Below are 18221 nucleotides of genomic sequence, written 5' to 3'. Positions count from 1 at the left end.
GGCACGGCGCCGATGGAGGCGTACCAGTTCACGCGGTGAGCTGGTACGCCTTCATCTTCCGGTAGACCGTGGCCCGGGAGAGCCCGAGGATCTCCGCAGCCTGCGAGCGGTTGCCACCCGATTCCTGCAGGGCGCGTTGGATGGCCTGCAGCTCCGCCCGCTCGATCATCGACAGCGCGCGCCCGCCACGCAGTCCCGCGGGCAGATCGGCGACGCCGATGGTCCCGCGGCGACCGGCCAGCACCAGCTGGGTGACCACGTTCCGCAGCTCCACCAGATTGCCGGGCCAGGAGTACTTCTCCATGGCGGCCGCGGCGGCCGCGTCCGCGACCAGCGGTCCGTTCGGCTGCACCTGCTCGGCCAGCGCGCGCCACAACGCCGGGATGTCTCCCAGCCGTTCACGCAGCGGCGGCACCCACACCGAGGACCAGCCCAGCCGCGCGGCGAACGCACTCGCTGCGGCCGGATCGTCGAAGGAGCCGGTCATCAGCACCGATCCTCGACCGGGCGCGCCGTCGATCAACGACTTCATCCCCTCGAGCATCGCCTCGTCGAGGGAGTCGACGCCCCGGATGACCACCGACGAGGGGGCCCGCAGCCGCTCGGCCAGCGCCTGCAACCACGCTCGGCTGCCCCGGACGTGCCGGTCGGCGGCGTCGACGACCGCCTCGGAGTGCTGGTTCGGCGCCCGATACGGACAGCCCAGCGCCAACGAGGTCTTCCCACTGCCCCGCTCACCGCACACCACCAGGGGCTCCCGCGCGTCGCGGTGCCGGGCCACGGTGGTCGCCACGGCCAGCAGGGTGGGGTTCCTCCCGGCCAGCGGCGGCCGGGGCGAGACCGCGACCCGACTGGTGCGGGGCCGTTCGCTCACCGCCGCCAGCGTTCCCCCGCCGTGCAGCGGGGTGAGGGTGACGGCAGCCGGCCCGGCCGCGAACTCGAGCACGACGTCGGCCGAGCGGGTGGTGTCCGCGCAGACCCGCCGGAGCAGGCCGATGTCCGCGGCCGTCAACCGGCCGGCGCGTTGGCTCTGCACGGTCAGGCCGTCCGGCCCGAATCCGACGACGGGCCCGTGATGCTGTCGCGACGTCCGCAGGAACTCGGCCAGCATCCAGCGGGCGGACGGCTGCTCCACGTCCAGGACGTGCTGCTCGAGCTGGGCGACGATGGACCGGGTCAACGGGCGCAACAGGTCGGTCCGCTCGGACACCACGGTCGACATCGTCACCACGGCGACCAGGCGTCCGGTGACCGGGTGCCGCACGGGCGCCCCGGTGCACACAGCCTCGCGGTAGAAGTCCGCGAAGTGCTCGGCACCGATGATCTGCACGCTGCGGCCGGTGGCGGCGACGGTCCCGACACCGTTGGTCCCGACCACGCTCTCGGTGAGCACGGCGCCGCGCTGCGTGCCGACCCGGTCGAGGTGGGCGGCCGCCGCGCGGTCGTGCGTCCATCGCTGCAGGATCCGGCCGTCCGCATCGGCCAGCAGCAGACCCAGTCCGGTGCCGTCCAGGCTGTCGGACACCCGGGCCAACGGGGCCTGGAACATCTCCAACAGATTGGCGTCCAGCAGCTCCGGCGCGACCTGGGGGACGTCCCGGACCGCCTCCGGTGCGCCGAGCGCCGAGCGGGACCGCTCCCACGAGCTGCGCAGGTCGGCGGGTCGCGCCCAGGCACCGGATCCGGCGTGCGGATCCGGGAGGTCGGCCTGTGGGGAGGTCTCCGGCACCGGGCCGCGAGTGGGAACGGGCGACGACGTGAAAGGCGACGACGTGAAAGGCGACATTGACTTCCCCTGGCTCGACGCGGAAGGTGGCCCGGCGAACCCTGGCCGGAGTTCTCGATACTACGGTATTACGATCCGGTGGCAAGCCCATGACCGGCGGTCGCCTCCGTCGGGTCGTGCGCACTGATCCGGCGCTCGTACTCGAGCACCGCCAGTCGCCCGGCCAGCCGGATGTGGTGCACGCACGCGGACCGGGCGGCCTCAGGGTCGCGCGCCAGGGCGGCGGCATGGGTGATGATCCGCACCTCCTCCATGGACCGCTCGACCCGCGCGTCGTCGACGAAGGCGTACCGCCGGAACATGCCGATGCGGCCGTGGATACCGGCCAGCGAAGCGGACAGCACCTCGTTGTCGCCACCGAGCAGCAGCAGGCGGTAGAACTCGGCCTTGGTCGCCTCGCGCGAGGTCAAATCACCCCGGACGTAGGTCTCCTCCATCACCTGCACATGCCGGCGCAGCTGCATGGCTTGGTCATCAGAAGCATTGCGCGCGAACAGCTCTCCGGCCAGTCCCTCGAGCACGGCGCGGACCTCGTACAGCGCGACGATCTCGTGCTTGCTCAGCACGGCCACCTCGGGGCCACGCCCGGCGATCATGCGGATCAGACTCTCGGACTCCAGCTGTCGCAGCGCCTCGCGGATGACGGTGCGGGACACCGCGTACCGCCCGCACAGCTCCACCTCGCGCAGCCGGGCGCCGGGCGGGTACTCGCCGGAGAGGATGTCCTCGCGCAGCGAGGCCAGCACCTGCTGTCGCAACGGTGCGGCGACCCTGTTGATCTGGTTCATCCGTCCGTGCCCCCGCTGTCTCGATCGATGAGCCCACGCCCGGCGGGTGTCTCAATTCGACGCACCCGACCCGATCGGGTCACGAGCCATCATACGGTAGTACGTAAATCGGTCCGGAAGGGCCGACCAGGCGATCAGGGAGGATCGACATGACCAGTGCCACGGCACAGTCCCGCTCGGTGCGGGTCCGCGACCACGAGGTGCCGACTGCGCTGTTCATCGACGGCCGCTGGGTCGAGACCGACGCGGTCTTCCCGGTGCGGGACCCCGCGACCGGTGCGGTGCTCGGAGAGGTCGCGGACGGAACGCCGCAGCACGCCCTGCAGGCCCTGGACGCGGCCGTGGCCGCCCAAGCCGAGTGGCGGGCGGTCGCCCCCCGTCGGCGCGCCGATCTCTTCGCCCGCGCGGACTCGATCCTGCGCTCCCGGGCCGAGAGCATCGCGGCGGTGATGACCGCCGAGAGCGGCAAGCCGCTGGCCGAGGCCCGGGCCGAGTTCTCGCTGAGCATGGACTTCTTCCAGTGGTACACCGAACAGATCGCCCATCTGCACGGCACCTTCGCCGAGGGCTCGCGCGGGGGGTACCGCGTCGTCAGCACCCACCAGCCGGTGGGGCCGGCCCTGCTCATCACTCCCTGGAACTTCCCGCTGCTGATGATCGCCCGCAAGGCCGGGGCCGCTCTGGCCGCCGGGTGCACCGTGGTGGTGAAGACGGCCCAGGAGACTCCGCTGACCTGCGCGCTGTTCGTCCAGGCCCTCGTCGACGCCGGGTTCCCGGACGGAGTGGTCAATCTCGTGCACACCACCCGGTCAGCGCCGCTGTCCGCGGCGGTCATGGCCGACGATCGCCTGCGCAAGGTGAGTTTCACCGGATCCACCGAGGTCGGCGCCCGCCTGCTCAGTCAGGCCGCACCCGGCATCGTGAATGCCGCGATGGAGCTGGGCGGCGACGGCCCGCTGATCGTGCTGGACGACGCCGACCTCGAGCTGGCCGCCGAGCAGGCGGTGATCTGCAAGTTCCGCAACGCCGGCCAGGCCTGCGTGGCGGCCAACCGGATCATCGTGCACGAGTCGGTGGCCGACGCCTTCACGGAGCGGTTCGTGGCACTCACCCGGGCGCTGAAGGTGGGCAACGGCTTCGACGAGACGACCGACATCGGGCCGATCATCTCCGCCCGCCAGCGGGACGCCGTCTCCGGCCTGGTCAAGGAGTTCGGCCAGATCGACGCCGAACTGCTCACCGGCGGACACGAGATCCCCGGCGACGGGTACTTCTTCGAGCCCACGGTCTTCGCGGTCAAGGACCGGGACAACCCGATCTGCCACCGCGAGCTGTTCGCTCCGATCGCCGCGCTGTACCGGGTGGCGTCGGCCCGAGAGGCCATCGAGTACGCGAACTCCACCCGCTACGGCCTGGCCGCGTACGTGTTCACCTCGGACATCTCCCGGGCCCTCACCGTCGCCGAGCAGCTGGACTTCGGCATGGTCGGGATCAACCGCGGCATCATGGCGGACCCCGCGGCGCCGTTCGGTGGGGTCAAGGCGAGCGGGCTGGGCCGTGAGGGCGGACACCACGGCATCTACGAGTTCCTCGAGCCCAAGTACCTCGCCATCACCGTCGATGACCGGAAGGCCCTGTCGTGACCCTGTCCAGCACCGTCCTGCCCACCGCGGACCGCTCGGTCAACGTCCTGGCGCTGGGCCTGCTGCGGCAGCCGGCGACCGTGCTGTTCGGGCCGGGTCAGCGCCGGCAGCTGCCCCGCCTGGTCGCCGAGATCGCCCGCCACGTCCTCGTCGTCACTGACGCCCGGATGGCGGCCAGCGCGGAGTTCACCGAGATGGTCAGCGGCCTGGACGCCGTCGGCGTCCGGGTGTCGGTGTTCGGCGAGACCGAACCCGAGCTCCCCGAGCGTGACGTCGCAGCCCTGGTCGACCGGTTCGCCGGGCAGGGCATCGGGGCCGTGGTCGGATTGGGCGGCGGCTCCTGCATGGACCTGGCCAAGGTGGCGGCCGTGGTGCTGCCGTCGAGCGCCGATGTTCGGGAGTTCCACGGCGAGTTCCGGGTCCCCGGACCGGGTCTGCCGATCATCACCGTGCCGACGACCGGCGGGACCGGCGCCGAGGTCACCTGCATCTCCGTGCTGTTCGACGAGGACAAGGGGATGAAGGTCGGTGTGGCCAGCCCGCACCTGCAGGCCCGGATCACCGTGATCGACCCGGAGTTCACCCTGAGCTGTCCGCCCGGGCTGACCGCGGCAACCGCAGCCGACGCGCTGTCCCACCTGGTCGAGTCGTTCACCGGGCGGGCCAAGAACCCGACGGCGGACGCGCTGGCCGGGACGCTGTACGCGGGCAAGAACCTGTTGACCGATCTGTTCGCCCGGCACGGTCTGCTCCTGATGAGCCGGTCGTTGCCCCGGCTCGCCGCCGATCCGCAGGACCTGTCCGCGCGGTCCGAGGTGATGCTCGCGGCGTACTGCGCCGGCATGGCGATCAACACCGCCGGGACGGCAGGCGCGCACGCCATCCAGTCGCCCATCGGCGCGCTGACTCACACCCCCCACGGCTTCGGGGTGTCCGCCCTGCTGCCGGCGGTCATGCGCTACAACCTGCCGTCCCGGGTCCCGGAGTTCGCCGAGATCGCCGACATCCTGGGGGTCGCAGTCGCCGGCCAGGACGAGCAGGACCAGGCCCGGAGCGGGATCCTCGGCATCGAGGCGCTGCTCGAGACGATCGGAGCCCCGTTGGATCTGGCGTCGCTGGGCCTGCCGGTCGAGCAGTTCGGCTTCGTGGCGGACCAGGCCCTGCTGGCCACTCGGCTCACCGCCAACAATCCACGTCCGCTGACCCGCGAGGCGATCATGGCCATCCTGGAGCACGGTCACGCCGGCGACCGGTCGTGGTGGGGATGAGCGACGGACAGTCGGTGGCCGTGATCGGCGCCGGTTCCATCGGGGTCGCCTTCGCCGTCGTCTTCGCGGCGACGGGGTGGTCGGTCCGGATCACCGATCCCGACGAACGGGTCCGGGCCCGGGTGCCTGAGAGCGTCGGCGACCGACTCCGGATGTTGCACGGCGCCGGGCTGATGCACGACCACCCGTCCGTGGCCGCGGCGAGGGTGACGGCCGTGCCGGACGTGTCCGCGGCCGCCACCGGCGCCGCCGTCGCCCTCGAGTGCGGGCCGGAGCAACTGACCGTCAAGCGCGAGATCTTCGGTGAACTGGCCCGCGTCGCACCGACCGACGCCCTGCTGTGCAGCTCGAGTTCGGCCATCGCCCCTGGACGGATCGCCGAACCGTTGCCGCCGGAGGTGGCGGCCCGGGTGCTCGTGGCCCATCCGGCCAATCCGCCGTTCCTGCTGCCGGTGATCGAGCTGGTGCCGTCCGCCCGCACCGCGCCGCAGGTGCTCGACCTGGCGCGATCGGTGTTCAGCCAGACGGGTCTGCGCCCGGTCACCGTGCGGCGGGAGGTCGAGGGGTTCCTGTTCAACCGCCTGCAGGGAGCCGTGTTGCGTGAGGCGTACTGCCTGGTCCGCGACGGCGTCGCCACCGTGCAGGACATCGACGACGTGGTGCGACTGGGGCTCGGCCGCCGGTGGAGCATCATCGGCCCGTTCGAGGGCGTCGACCTGAACACCCAGGGCGGCATCGCCAGTCATGCGCTGAAGATGGGGCCGGCGTACGAGCGGATGGGCGCCGAGCGCGGTCAGCACGATCCCTGGACGGCCGACCTGGTCGCGGAGGTGACCGCTCAGCGCCGGACCACCCTGCCGCTCGAGGACTGGTCAGACCGGGTGGCGTGGCGGGACGCCCAGCTGCTCGCCCACACACCGCTGTGGAACGCCGCGCTCGACGCTCGGGCCGACGAGGCGCCCACCGGGGCACCGATCGCCGACCGCTGATCGGCTTGCCATCGGGGGCTTCCATGGTGCAGCCGAACGGCTTGCAGATCCGTGCGCCCTGCGGGGTGAGATCGAAGACGGAGTCCGTCTTCGATCGAAGCGCCATCACGACGGACACCCGCGCGGCGCCGGGGTGCCGGTCGGGCGAGGCCACTCCTCGGTGCAGGCCGGGACATCCGGTGCTGACCCGGTTCGCGACGTCCTGACACGGGGCGGGCGACCGCCTCGCCGAACCGGCCTCCCGGCACTTCGTCATGCTCCGCGACGGGGCCATGACCGCCGGCTGCCTGACCGATCGGGCCCCGGTGGCCAAGACGTTCCTCGACGAGGTCGACGGGCTGCTGTGTCGCGCTCGGTGCCGGGGGCGCCGCGGGGCTGAGCGCGGGCTCGGCGGGTCTGGCTGCGCCGAGTGATTCCGGCACAGCCGCCGCGATACCCGCAGAGCCGCAACGACACCGGGCCGGCCGCGGCTGCTGCCACGGCCAGCCCGGTCGTCATTTCGGTGCCCAACTCAGACGGTCGGCACGTCCCGGCTGGTCACGATGAGATCGGCGCGCGTCGCGGTGGACGCGACCAGCTCGGCGTTGCGTTCGTCGGTGCCGGTCACCCAGGCCACCGCCGCCTCGGGCTCCTTGCCGAACTGGATATGCCGCTGCACCAATCGGTCCCTGCGCAACTCGTCGTCCTCGGTGCAGTACCAGACGGCGTCCAGCTCCCGCCGGACCCGGCGCCACGGCTCCTCGTCCACCAGCAGGTAGTTGCCCTCGGTGATGACCAGCCGGCACTGCGGGCCGACCGGGATCGACCCGGCCACCGGCTGCTCGATCTCCCGGTCGAAGGCCGGCGCGTACACCGTCTCGTCGGTGATCGGGGTGCGCAGCCGACGCAGCAGCGCGGCGTACCCGGCCGCGTCGAAGGTGTCGGGCGCGCCTTTGCGACCCAGCCGGTCCAGCCGCCGCAGTTCGATGTCGGCCAGGTGGAACCCGTCCATCGGGACGTGCACCACCCAGTCGGACGGCTCCCCCGCCGGCGGGTCGGCGGCCAGCGCCGCGACCAGGGCGACGGCCAGCGTGGTCTTGCCCGCCCCCGGCGCCCCGGTGATGCCCAGCAGTGCCGGGCCACCAGCACCGGCGAGCGCCCGGGCGCGGGACACCAGATCCGCGAACGAGTCCCGCCGATCCGGGTCCACCAGCGATCCTGCCACCGGGGTGATGCCGGTCATCGCCGGCCGGCCGCGGCCAACCCGTTCTCCATGAACGCGCGGGCGTGGGTGGCCAGGTCGAAGCCGTCGTCCCACAGGTCGCGCCACACGGCCAGGTCGTTGGACAAGCCGCGAGCCACCACCGACGAGGAGAACGACTCGAAGGTGATCGGGCCGGTGTACTCCACGTCGGCCAGCGCGTGCCAGAACGAGGCGAAGGCCAGGTGCCCGGAACCCAGGTAGCCGCGGTGGTTCTCGCCGATGTGCACGTAGCCCAGCCGGTCGCCGACCAGCTTCACCGGTCGGACGAAGTCGTCCTCCTCGATGTTCATGTGGTACGTGTCGAGGTGGATGGTCACGTTGTCGGCGCCGATGTCGTCGGCCAGCCGCAGCGCCTGCGCGGCGGTGTTCACCACGTTGGTCTCGTACCGGTTGCAGACCTCCAGGCCGAGCGTCATGCCCAGCCCGGCGGCCTCGGCGGCCAGACCCTGCAGGACCCGCACCACGTTGGCCCGGCCGGCGGTGGACAGCGGCGCCGGGTACTTGCCGAGCGCCGAGTACAGCGCGCCGGTCAGGTGCGTGCCGCCGAGCTTGTGGGTCAGCACCAGCGACTCGTGCAGCAGCCCCTCGCCGCGCTCGACGACGGCCGGGTCGTCGCTGGAGACGTCGGCGTCGAAGGCCAGCCCGCGGGAGCAGGCCACGGACAGGCCGGCGTCGGCCAGCTCCTTGGCCGCCGCGTCGACGTCCAGGTTGATGCTGTCGTGCAGCGAGAACTCGAGCAGGTCGTAACCGGCCGCCTTGGTCTGGCGGACCGCGGTGCTGACCGACTCCGGCGAGGTGTCGCCGACCCAGACGAGCGCGTGCACGCCCAGGGGATTGGTGCTCATGGGTGGTTCCTTCCGGGAAACGTCGAGAGGCGGGGTGCGGGTAGGCGGCTCAGGCGGCCTGGGCCCCGGTGATGAGCGCGACGATCTCCTCGCCGGTGGTCTGCGCGGTGCGGCGGCCGGCGACGCAGCGCCCGGCGCGCATCACCCACACCTGGTCCGACAGGCGCATGACCTGGGCGAAGTTGTGGCTGATGATGAGGATGGCGTGGCCCTCGCTGCGCAACCGCTGGATGAGCTCCTCGACGCGGGCGGTCTCCTGCACGCCCAACGCCGCGGTCGGCTCGTCCATGATCACCAGCTTGGAGCTGAACCCGGCGGCCCGGCAGATGGACACCGCCTGCCGCTGCCCGCCGGAGAGCCGGCGCACCCGGGAGGTCACTGCGGGCACGTTCACGGCCAGCGTGGAAACCATCCGCTCGGCCTCGGACTTCATCTTGCGCCGGTTCAGGATGCCGACCGGCCCGAGCTTGGTGACCAGCTCCCGGTTCAGGAACAGGTTCTGCCAGACGGTCAGATCCTCGACCAGCGCCAGGTTCTGGTGCACGGTCTCGATCCCGGCCTCGCGGGCGTCCTCGGGCGAGCGGAAGTCGATCGGGGCGCCGTCGAAGACGATGGTGCCGGAACTGGGCCGGTGGATGCCGCTCATGCAGCGGACCAGGGTCGACTTGCCGGCGCCGTTGTCACCGACGATGGCGGTGATCTCCCCCGGCATCAGCTGCAGGTCGACGTTGCGCAAGGCCCTGACGCTGCCGAAGGACAGCGAGACGTCCTGCACCTTCAGCAGCGGCTCGACCGCGCGGGAGCCGGACTCGGTGGACTGCTTGGTCAGCGGAGTGGTCACTTCTGGAACCTCGCCAGGAGGGCGGCCAGGACGACGACGCCGCCGACCGCGATGGGCTGGTAGTACTGCGAGACGCCGAGCAGGGTCAGGCCGTTGGTGAGCGCGGTGAGCAGCAGCGCGCCGCACACCGGGCTCCAGATGGTGGCCCGACCGCCGACCAGACTGACCCCGCCGAGTACGACGGCGGCCACCGAGTTCAGCAGGAACTGCGTGTTCGCGGCCGGTTCGGCGGCGCCGACCCGGGCGACCAGCAGGATCGCGGCCAGGCCGGCCATGATGCCGGCCACCGTGTAGACCGCGGTCTTGATCCGGGCGATGGAGATGCCGGTCGCGCGGGCGGCGTCCTCGGACCCGCCGGCGGCCAGCACGTGGGTACCGAACCGCGTGTGGAACAGCACGCCGTGGAAGATCAGCGCCACCACCAGCGCGACGATGACCGGCCAGCCGATGATGCCGATGCCGTCGGTCGAGAGTCGCAGCATGAAACGGCTGATCACCGTGACCGGCTGACCGTCCGAGATGACCAGGGCCAGGCCCGAGGCCACCGAGAGCCCGCCGAGGGTGACGATGAAGTCGGTGATCTTGCCGCGGCCGATGATGACGCCCTGCAGCAGCCCGAACAGCGAGCCGGTGACCACCGCGAGCAGGCAGCACAGGAAGATGCTCCAGTCGGCGCCGTAGCCGACGCCGAACATGACCGCGCTGAGCGTCATGGTCGAGGCGATGGACAGGTCGATGCCGCCGGTGGCGACCACGAAGGTCTGCCCGACCGACAGCAGGATCAGGATCGCCGCCGCGGCCAGCATCGCCTCGATGTTCCCCAGGGACAGGAACGTCGAGTTCAGGATCTGGAAGACGATGACCAGCACGAGCAGGCCGATCGGGGCGGCCCATTCGGACCACCCGGTGAAGCTGGCCAGACGCTGGGACACACTCTGCCGCTCGACGGGCGCGGCACCGGAGGCGGCGGGCTCCGCCGTCTGCTCGGAAGTCGTCGGGGACATGCTCTGCGCTCCTGTGGGATGGGATTGCGGTGGCCGCGTCAGTGGGTCGGCCGGCCGGGTCATGGCGCCAGCAGCACTTTCACGTGCTCACCGCTGCGGGCGGCGGCGAACGCCTGCTCGACCTCGTCGAGCGGCGCCACCAGGGTCACCAGATCCTCGGGTCGCGCGCCACCCTCGGCGATGATGCGGGCGGCAGTGGCGTAGTCGCGCGACACGTACGTGATGGTGCCCTGGATGCGGACCTGGAGGTCCTGGATCGTGGGCAGGTCGACCGTCACCGGCCCGACCGGAACCCCCACGATCACCACCGTGCCGCCCTTGAGCACCATGCGGACGGCCTGGTCGACCGTCCCCTGCACCGACACGCAGTCGAAGACCACGTCGGCACTCTCACCGAGCGCGGCCCGGACCTGCTCGACCACGTCCGGGGCGGCCGCGTCGACCACCGCGTCCGCGCCCAGCTGCAACGCCCGCTCCCGCTTGGCGGGCAGCACGTCGGTGACGACGATCCGTTCGGCACCCGACCAGCGGGCCGCGGCCAGCACCAGCAGGCCGATGGTGCCGGCGCCGATGATGACCACCGACCGTCCGGACAGATCGGGTTCGCCCTCGCCGGCCGCGTGCCCACCGGCCAGCCGGATCGCGTGCACCGGAGTGGCCAGCGGCTCGATGAGCGAGGCCTGCAGATCGGTGAGCTCGTCCGGCAGCACGTGCAGCCGGTCGGCCCGGACCACGGACCGCTCGCCCATGCCGCCCTGGGAGTTGCCGCAGCCGAAGAAGTCCAGCCGCTCGCACAGGTTGGTGCGCCCCGCCTCGCAGTGCTTGCACTCGCCGCAGACCAGCGGCGGTTCGACCACCACGCGGTCGCCGACCGAGACGGTGGCCGGACCGATGCCGCCCGCCGCGCCGGCTGCGGTGGCCGCGGTGGCGTCGCCGCCGAGGGCCTCCACCACCGCCACCACCTCGTGGCCGGGCCGGTACGGCAACGGCACGAACGGATGGTGCCCGGCGACCGCGTGCATGTCCGAACCGCAGATGCCGACGTAGACGCTGCGGATCAGTGCCTCCCCCGGCTTCGGCTCGGGCACCTCACCGGTCTCCAGCACCAGCCCCTCGGGTCGGGCGTGCACCCAGGTCGCCGTCACCGGACCAGCCGCGGGACTCACGGCACCAGCACGATCTTGTGCACGGTGCGGTCCTGCTGCAGCGCCTCCAGCGCCTTGCCGTAGTCCTCGAGCGGGAACCGGTGGGTGACCAGCCCGTCGGTCTTGACCCGCCCGTTGCGCAGGGCGGCCACCGCGCCCGGGAAGTCGTCGACCTGGGCGAACGAGCCCTTGATGGTGATCTCGCGGCGGAAGACGTCGTACGGGCTGATCGAGATGCGGTCGTCGGCGTCGGTGACGCCGTAGATCATCACCTGACCGCCGTTGCGGGTCAGCGGCACGCACGCCTCGGCCACGTCGAGCGCACCCGTCGCCTCGACGACGACATCGAAGCCGCCGCCGGACACCTCACGGAGCCGCTCGACGCTGCCGGCCAGGTCGGCCCGGTCCATGAGCAGGGTGGCGTCGACGCCGAGCTCCTCGGCCCGGTCCAGCTTGAACTGCGAGGAGGCCGCCACGGTCACGTGCGAGGCGCCGGAGTGCTGCAGCAGCTGGGCCAGCAGGAGGCCGGTCGGACCGGCGCCGAACACCAGCGCGGTGCTGCCCGGTCGGATGTCGAGCACGTCGGCACCGTGCACGGCGCACGACATCGGCTCGGTGAACACCGCGACCTCGTCCGGGATGCCCTCGGTGGAGTAGACGAACCAGTGCGGCACGGCCAGGTACTCGGCGAAGGTGCCGGGGTAGTTGGTGCCGACGCCCTTGAGGTTCGGACAGACCAGCCGCTGCCCGGCCTGGCAGTACTCGCACACCCCGCACGGGGCGTTCGGGTTCACGGTGACGGCCTCACCGAGCTTGAGGCCGGCGGGCACGTCCGCGCCGAGCTCGGCGACCTCTCCGACCACCTCGTGCCCCGGGATCAGCGGGAACTCGGCGTAGAAACCGCCCTCGTGGATGTGCAGATCGGTACCGCACACCCCGGTCTCGCGGACCTTGATCAGCACCTCGTTGGGGGCGGGGACGGGCGTGGGGATCTCGGTGACGGACCAGTCGCGGGGACCGGCGTAGACAACCGCTCGCATGAGGCGTCGAACTCCTTGGTGTGGGGACCGGACCGTCGGGGTGGACCGACCGCCGTTCGTGGCGGCGGGGATCCCGTGGCGCGGCGTCAGCGGTGGGAACGTGCAGACCCCGGGGCCCCCGCGTCGACCGCTGGTCGACGGGCGGGCCCCGGCGGGAACCGGCTCAGCTGCCGGTGGTCTCGAGCGGGTTGTCGTACTCCTCGACCGGCTGCGGGAAGTTCTCCAGGGCGGTCGAGACGTTGTCGGAGGTGATCAGGGCGACCGGCGCCTTGACGTTCTCCGGCAGGGTCTGCCCGGCGAGTGCGGCCTCGCACGCCTGCACACCGAGCTCACCGACGGCGTACGGGTACTGCGCCACGGTGGCGTCGAGCTCGCCGGCCTGCACGGCCTGCAGCGCGTCCTCGTTGCCGTCCAGCCCGATGACCGTGATCTGGTCGGTCTTGCCGGCGTTGGCCACGGCGCGGGCGGCGCCCAGCGCCATGTCGTCGTTGGCCGCGAAGATGCCCTTGAGATCCGGGTTGGCGGTCATCAGGTCGGTCGCGGTGGTCAGCGCCTGCTGACGGTTCCAGTCGGCGGCGATGACCGGCAGCAGCTCGAGCGAGTCCTGCGCGGCGTTGGTGAAGCCGGTGACCCGGTCGTTGCTGGTCACGTCGCCGGCGACGCCGCCGATGATGGCGACCTGGCCGGTGCCGCCGAGCTGCTCGACCATGCGCTGGCCGGCCAGCTCCGCCGCCTCGACGTTGTCGGTGCCGATGTAGGTGGCGATGTCCACGCCGGCCGCCTCGGCCGCGTCCGCGTCGATCGGCCGGTCGATGTTGACCACCGGCACGTCCTTCTGCGCGATCTGCGCCAGCCCCTGGACCAGGTTGTTGCCGGTGATCGGGTTGACGATGAAGCAGCCGAAGTCCTGCTGCGCCAGCGCCGCGAGACGTTCGGCCTGGCCGGTGGTGTCGGTGATGGACTGGGCGGCCTGGATCTCCACGGTCACGCCGGCGGCGTCCGCGCCGGCCTCGATGCCCTGCTGCATGGTCTGGAAGAACAGGTTGTCCAGACCCTTGATGACGGCCGCGATCGGCTGGCCCGAGGCCCCGCCGGCGTCGCCGCTGCTGGCGGCGGTGGAGCTCCCGGCTGTCGTCGTGGTGTCGGACGAGCTGGAGTCATCGCCACACGCGGTGATCACCAGCACGGGCGCCATGGCCAGGATGGCCACAGCGGTACGACGAACGTTCCTACGCAACATTGCGCCTCCCTTTTTGTCTGCAGCTAGACGTTAAGGCGGCGTCACGGTCGCGTCAAGTCACAATATTGTGCTTGTTTGTGCGCGCTGCGTTCGCTTAATCTGGGGCAGCGACGAGGGAGGGTCCATGCAGCTGAGCCCACAGGCGGGCGACCTGCTCCGGGTGATCCGGTCGGGTGCACCCCGGACCCGGGCCGAGCTGGGCGACCTCACCGGTTGGGCCCGCGTCACGGTGAATGCACGCATCGACGAACTGTTGGACGCCCGGCTGGTGCGCCCGATGGGAGCGGCCAACGGTGCCCGCGGCCGCCCGGCCGGCCGATTCGGCTTCGACGCCTCGCAGGGCACCCTCCTCATCGCCGACGTCGGCGCGTCGGCAGCTCGGGTGGCGCGCTGCGACCTCAACGGGACGGTCCTGGCCCAGGACACGGTCCCACTGTTCATCGGGGACGGACCGGACACGGTGCTCGGCCTGGTGATCGACCGGCTGGAGAGCCTTCGCGCCCCCGGTGACGCACCGGCGTGGGGGTTGGGCATGAGCCTGCCCGGGCCGATCGAGATCTCCACCGGCCGGGTGGTCTCGCCGCCGATCATGACCGGGTGGAACGGCATCGCCGTTCCGGAACTGCTGCGCCCCCGCTACGACCTGCCGATCCTCATCCTCAACGACTCCGACGCCATGGCCTGGGGCGAGCACGTCCGCTCGGTGCCGCGGGCCGACGACCTGCTGCTGGTCAAGGTGGGCACCGGCGTCGGCGCCGGCATCGTGGCCAACGGCCGCATCGTGTACGGCGCACAGGGCGCTGCCGGCGATCTCGGCCACACCGTGGGTCATCCCGTCCACCCCCGGGAGGCGCCACCGTTGTGCCGGTGCGGCAAGACCGGCTGCATCGAGGCCTACGCCGGCGGCTGGGCCATCGCCCGCGACCTGGCCGCGGACGGCGCTGCGGTCACCGGGCTGAACGACGTGCTCCGACTGCTGCAGGCGGGCGACCCGCGGGCGATCCAACGGATCCGCGAGGCCGGGCGGGTGCTGGGCTCCGGGCTCGCCCTGGCCGTCAGCCTGCTGAACCCGTCGGAGATCGTGGTGGCCGGGCAGCTGGCCGTGGCCGGTGAGCACCTGCTCTCCGGCATCCGCGAGCACGTCGCGGCCAACTCGCTGCCGCTGGCCACCCGCGACCTGCGCATCCGGACCAGCGACTCGCCCAACGAGGTCGGCGTCACCGGCGTCGCGCACGCCCTGGCCGACTGGATCCTGGCCCCGGAACACCTGGCCGCCACGCTGGCCCGGCTGTAGGTATCCCGACCGGTCCGCCTCGAACCGCACCGCAGTGCGATGGGAATCACGTGGACCCGGCGGCCGACCGGCCGTACGGTCGACCATCCGCCCAGTGCCGGTCGGGACGTCCCGATCGGCGTAAAGCAACGGTCACACCGGACGCGACCGACCGACACATCGTGGAGCTTGACTCGTCCCCGTCGGTCTCAGGGGACGCCGGCGAGGTCCCGTTGCGGAAGGAACCCATGACTGCCAGCGTGCGCTTCGACACTCTCGACCGGGCCGTCGCCGAACTCCGGCTGGGCCGGCCCGTCGTCGTGGTCGACGACGAGGACCGGGAGAACGAGGGCGACCTGATCTGGGTCGCCGAGCTCGCCACCCCGCAGACCGTCGGCTTCGCCGTCCGCTACAGCTCAGGGATCCTCTGCGTCGCGATGGACGAGACCCGCGCGGACGAGCTGGACCTGCCGCCGATGGCCGCGAAGAACACCGACCCCAAGGGCACCGCCTACGCCGTCACCGTGGACGCCCGACACGGCGTCAGCACCGGCATCTCGGCCGCCGACCGCGCGCTCACCATCAAGCTGCTCGGCGAGGCGGGCACCCGCGCCGACGAGCTGACCCGCCCCGGCCACGTGCTGCCGCTGCGGGCCAAGCCGGGCGGCGTGCTGCAGCGCACCGGCCACACCGAGGCCGCCGTCGACCTGGCCCGGATGGCCGGCTGCACGCCGGTCGGCGCGCTGGTCGAGGTGGTCAGCGAGCAGGACCCGACCGGGATGGCCCGCGCCCCCGAGCTGCGCGAGTTCGCCGACCGGCACGGTCTGGCCATGATCTCCATCGCGATGCTGGTCGCCCACCGGCAGGCCCACCAGGCGCCGATCGTGCATCCGACCCCGACCGACCTGGTGCCGTCGCACGGCGCCGAGCGGGTCGCCTCGGTCCGGCTGCCCATGCCCAACGCCACCGCCCGGATGGTCGGGTACCGCGGCTCCGACGGCCGGGAGTACGTCGCCGTCGTCTCCGGGTCCGTCGCCGGCGAGCGGGAGGTGCTGCTGGCCGTGCACGCCGAGTGCCTGGCCGGGCAGGCCTTCGGGTCGCTGCGCTGCCAGTGCCGCGGCGATCTGCTGGCCGACGTCGACACCACCGCCGAGCAGGCGCCGGGGATCGTCCTCTACCTGCGCGACGAGGAGCCCGGCGCCGACAGCCGGTCCGGCGTGCTGAACACGCTCCGTCGCTACCAGCTGCAGGACCAGGCCCGCGCGCTCGCCGCGACCGGCCGGCCCTGCCCGCCGGCGGAGGCGCCCGCCGAGATCCTGGTCGACATCCTCCGCGACCTGGGCCCGGCCTCGGTCCGGCTGCTGCCGGGCTCGGAGCGGTTCGCCGCCCAGCTCCGCGGGGCGGGGGTGCCCGTCGACACGCTGTCCAGCGACCTGCGCACGCTGCTCCGCGCCACCGCCCTGGGCTGATCCCGCGGCTCCCCGACCGCGAGCGCACGGATCCAGGTCGGATCGCGCGTCCTCACCCACTGTCGCGCCCTGATCACCAAGTAGGGCTACTGTGCGCGCGGGGGGCCTGATCACGATCTCGGCAACGGTGCCGGGCGTGCGACCAGGCTGGTTGCGCGAGAGGACGCGGACATGAGTTCAGCACGTACACCGGTGGGGCCCGGCGAGACGCATCCGGCGCGCGCCACCGCCATCTCCATCGCCGCCGCGGTCGGCGGTTTCCTGTTCGGCTTCGACACGTCGGTCATCAACGGCGCGGTCGAGAGCATCAACGACCGCTTCACGCTCGGGCCCTTCGCCAGCGGATTCGTCGTCGGCATCGCGCTCATCGGATCGGCCATCGGCGCCTGGTTCGCCGGGCAGCTGGCCGACAAGCTGGGCCGGCCCCGCGTCATGCTCATCGGCGCCGTGCTGTTCCTGGTCTCCTCGATCGGCTCCGGCATCGCCTTCGAGGCGTGGGACCTGGCCCTCTGGCGCTTCGTCGGCGGGCTCGGCATCGGCATCGCCTCGGTCATCGGGCCGACGTACATCTCCGAGGTCGCCCCGGCCCACCTGCGCGGCCGGCTGGCCTCGTTGCAGCAGATGGCCATCGTCATCGGCATCTTCGTCTCGCAGCTGTCGAACAACTGGCTGCAGAGCATCAACGACAGCGCCTCCGCCGACCTGTGGCTGGGCCTGGAGGCCTGGCGCTGGATGTTCCTGGTCGGCGTCATCCCGTCGCTGGTCTACGGCATCCTGTCGATCGGCATCCCCGAGTCGCCGCGGTTCCTGGTCGCCCAGGGCAAGGACTCGGCCGCCGAGAAGGTGCTCGCCCGGGTGCTCGGCGAGACCCCGGCGAAGATCCAGCAGCGGGTGGCCGACATCCGGCAGTCCCTGCATCGCGAGGACAAGCCCAGCCTGCGGGACCTGAAGGGCCCACGGCTCGGCCTGCACCCGCTGGTCTGGGTGGGCATCCTGCTGGCCGCGTTCCAGCAGCTGGTCGGCATCAACGTCATCTTCTACTTCTCGAACACCCTGTGGCAGGCCGTCGGCTTCGACGAGAGCCAGTCGTTCCTGATCTCGGTGATCGGGTCGGTCACCAACGTGCTGGTCACCGTGGTGGCCATCCTGCTGGTCGACCGGGTCGGGCGCCGGCCGCTGCTGCTGGTCGGCTCGATCGGCATGTTCCTGTCCCTGGCCACCATGGCCCTGGCCTTCTCCCAGGCCGTCATCACCACCGGTGCCGACGGCAAGGAAGTGGTGAGCCTGCCGGGCGCCTGGGCCGGCATCGCGCTGGTCGCCGCCAACCTGTTCATCGTGTTCTTCGGTGGGTCGTGGGGCCCGGTCATGTGGGTGCTGCTCGGCGAGATGTTCCCGAACCGGATCCGGGCCAAGGCGATGGCGATCGCCACCGCCTCGAACTGGATCTTCAACTTCATCGTCACCGAGACGTTCCAGCCGCTGGCCGACGTCAGCCTGACCGTCGCCTACGGCCTGTACGCGGCGTTCGCACTGCTGTCCTTCTTCTTCGTGCTCGCCAAGATCCCGGAGACCAAGGGCAAGGAGCTCGAGGACATGACGCTGGACACGCACGTCCGGACGCCCAAGCAGTCCCGCACGTGACCAGCA

General features: G+C 71.7%; 15 protein-coding genes and 1 pseudogene. 7 read left to right on the top strand and 9 right to left on the bottom strand.

What is annotated here, in order from left to right:
* Positions 1-28 precede the first annotated feature (28 nt).
* Both JL106_RS21995 and JL106_RS09135 read right to left on the bottom strand, forming a co-directional pair.
* The gene (locus JL106_RS21995) at positions 29-1729 is read right to left on the bottom strand and encodes a sigma-54-dependent Fis family transcriptional regulator (protein ID WP_205260372.1); all 1701 of its coding nucleotides are present in this window, start codon (positions 1727-1729) and stop codon (positions 29-31) included.
* A 125-nt stretch (positions 1730-1854) separates the two neighbouring features.
* Entirely contained in the window at positions 1855-2574 is a 720-nt protein-coding gene (locus JL106_RS09135; RefSeq protein WP_205260371.1) for a GntR family transcriptional regulator, read from the bottom strand.
* Between the two features lie 149 nt (positions 2575-2723).
* On the opposite strand from JL106_RS09135, the gene JL106_RS09130 reads away from it, so the two are divergent.
* The 4 genes and pseudogenes from JL106_RS09130 to JL106_RS22490 all read left to right on the top strand — a co-directional run.
* The gene (locus JL106_RS09130) at positions 2724-4217 is read left to right on the top strand and encodes an NAD-dependent succinate-semialdehyde dehydrogenase (RefSeq protein WP_205260370.1); all 1494 of its coding nucleotides are present in this window, start codon (positions 2724-2726) and stop codon (positions 4215-4217) included.
* Positions 4214-5485 (top strand): iron-containing alcohol dehydrogenase, encoded by a 1272-nt coding sequence (locus JL106_RS09125; RefSeq protein WP_205260369.1) that lies wholly within the window; start codon positions 4214-4216, stop codon positions 5483-5485. Before JL106_RS09130 ends, JL106_RS09125 begins: the two co-directional genes overlap by 4 nt.
* Positions 5482-6474 carry a 3-hydroxyacyl-CoA dehydrogenase gene (locus tag JL106_RS09120; protein WP_205260368.1) on the top strand — a complete coding sequence of 331 codons (993 nt, stop codon included), beginning with the start codon at positions 5482-5484 and terminating at the stop codon, positions 6472-6474. The genes JL106_RS09125 and JL106_RS09120 overlap by 4 nt, the downstream gene beginning before the upstream one ends.
* Positions 6475-6689: 215 nt before the next feature.
* Positions 6690-6887, top strand: a pseudogene (locus tag JL106_RS22490) (hypothetical protein); the annotation flags it as partial.
* A gap of 98 nt (positions 6888-6985) precedes the next feature.
* On the opposite strand, the gene JL106_RS09115 reads toward JL106_RS22490, so the two are convergent.
* The 7 genes from JL106_RS09115 to JL106_RS09085 all read right to left on the bottom strand — a co-directional run bounded on the left by JL106_RS09115 (position 6986) and on the right by JL106_RS09085 (position 13832).
* Complete coding sequence (locus JL106_RS09115; protein ID WP_205260367.1) at positions 6986-7696, bottom strand: nucleoside/nucleotide kinase family protein; 711 nt, start codon at positions 7694-7696, stop codon at positions 6986-6988.
* Positions 7693-8562, bottom strand: a complete 870-nt coding sequence (locus JL106_RS09110; protein ID WP_205260366.1) for a sugar phosphate isomerase/epimerase family protein — start codon at positions 8560-8562, stop codon at positions 7693-7695. The genes JL106_RS09115 and JL106_RS09110 overlap by 4 nt, the downstream gene beginning before the upstream one ends.
* 49 nt (positions 8563-8611) lie before the next feature.
* Positions 8612-9403, bottom strand: coding sequence for an ATP-binding cassette domain-containing protein (locus JL106_RS09105; protein ID WP_205260365.1), 792 nt, complete (start codon positions 9401-9403; stop codon positions 8612-8614).
* The gene (locus tag JL106_RS09100) at positions 9400-10407 is read right to left on the bottom strand and encodes an ABC transporter permease (protein ID WP_205260364.1); all 1008 of its coding nucleotides are present in this window, start codon (positions 10405-10407) and stop codon (positions 9400-9402) included. The genes JL106_RS09105 and JL106_RS09100 overlap by 4 nt, the downstream gene beginning before the upstream one ends.
* A gap of 59 nt (positions 10408-10466) precedes the next feature.
* Positions 10467-11552 (bottom strand): zinc-dependent alcohol dehydrogenase, encoded by a 1086-nt coding sequence (locus JL106_RS09095; protein ID WP_205260363.1) that lies wholly within the window; start codon positions 11550-11552, stop codon positions 10467-10469.
* Between the two features lie 17 nt (positions 11553-11569).
* Complete coding sequence (locus tag JL106_RS09090; protein WP_205260362.1) at positions 11570-12592, bottom strand: zinc-dependent alcohol dehydrogenase family protein; 1023 nt, start codon at positions 12590-12592, stop codon at positions 11570-11572.
* A gap of 163 nt (positions 12593-12755) precedes the next feature.
* The gene (locus JL106_RS09085) at positions 12756-13832 is read right to left on the bottom strand and encodes a sugar ABC transporter substrate-binding protein (protein WP_205260361.1); all 1077 of its coding nucleotides are present in this window, start codon (positions 13830-13832) and stop codon (positions 12756-12758) included.
* Between the two features lie 124 nt (positions 13833-13956).
* Between JL106_RS09085 and JL106_RS09080 the strand changes: the two genes are divergently transcribed.
* From JL106_RS09080 to JL106_RS09070, 3 genes are all read left to right on the top strand, one after another.
* Entirely contained in the window at positions 13957-15126 is a 1170-nt protein-coding gene (locus JL106_RS09080; RefSeq protein ID WP_205260360.1) for an ROK family transcriptional regulator, read from the top strand.
* 227 nt (positions 15127-15353) lie between these two features.
* Positions 15354-16574 (top strand): 3,4-dihydroxy-2-butanone-4-phosphate synthase, encoded by a 1221-nt coding sequence (gene ribB / locus JL106_RS09075; protein ID WP_205260359.1) that lies wholly within the window; start codon positions 15354-15356, stop codon positions 16572-16574.
* Between the two features lie 171 nt (positions 16575-16745).
* Positions 16746-18215 (top strand): sugar porter family MFS transporter, encoded by a 1470-nt coding sequence (locus JL106_RS09070; protein ID WP_205260358.1) that lies wholly within the window; start codon positions 16746-16748, stop codon positions 18213-18215.
* The last annotated feature ends 6 nt before the right edge of the window (positions 18216-18221 follow it).

It is taken from the genome of Nakamurella leprariae (genome assembly GCF_016918035.1).
Taxonomy (GTDB): Bacteria; Actinomycetota; Actinomycetes; order Mycobacteriales; family Nakamurellaceae; genus Nakamurella; species Nakamurella leprariae.
The sequence above is the reverse complement of the archived record's forward strand: the minus strand, read 5'-3'. Positions and strand labels throughout refer to the sequence as shown.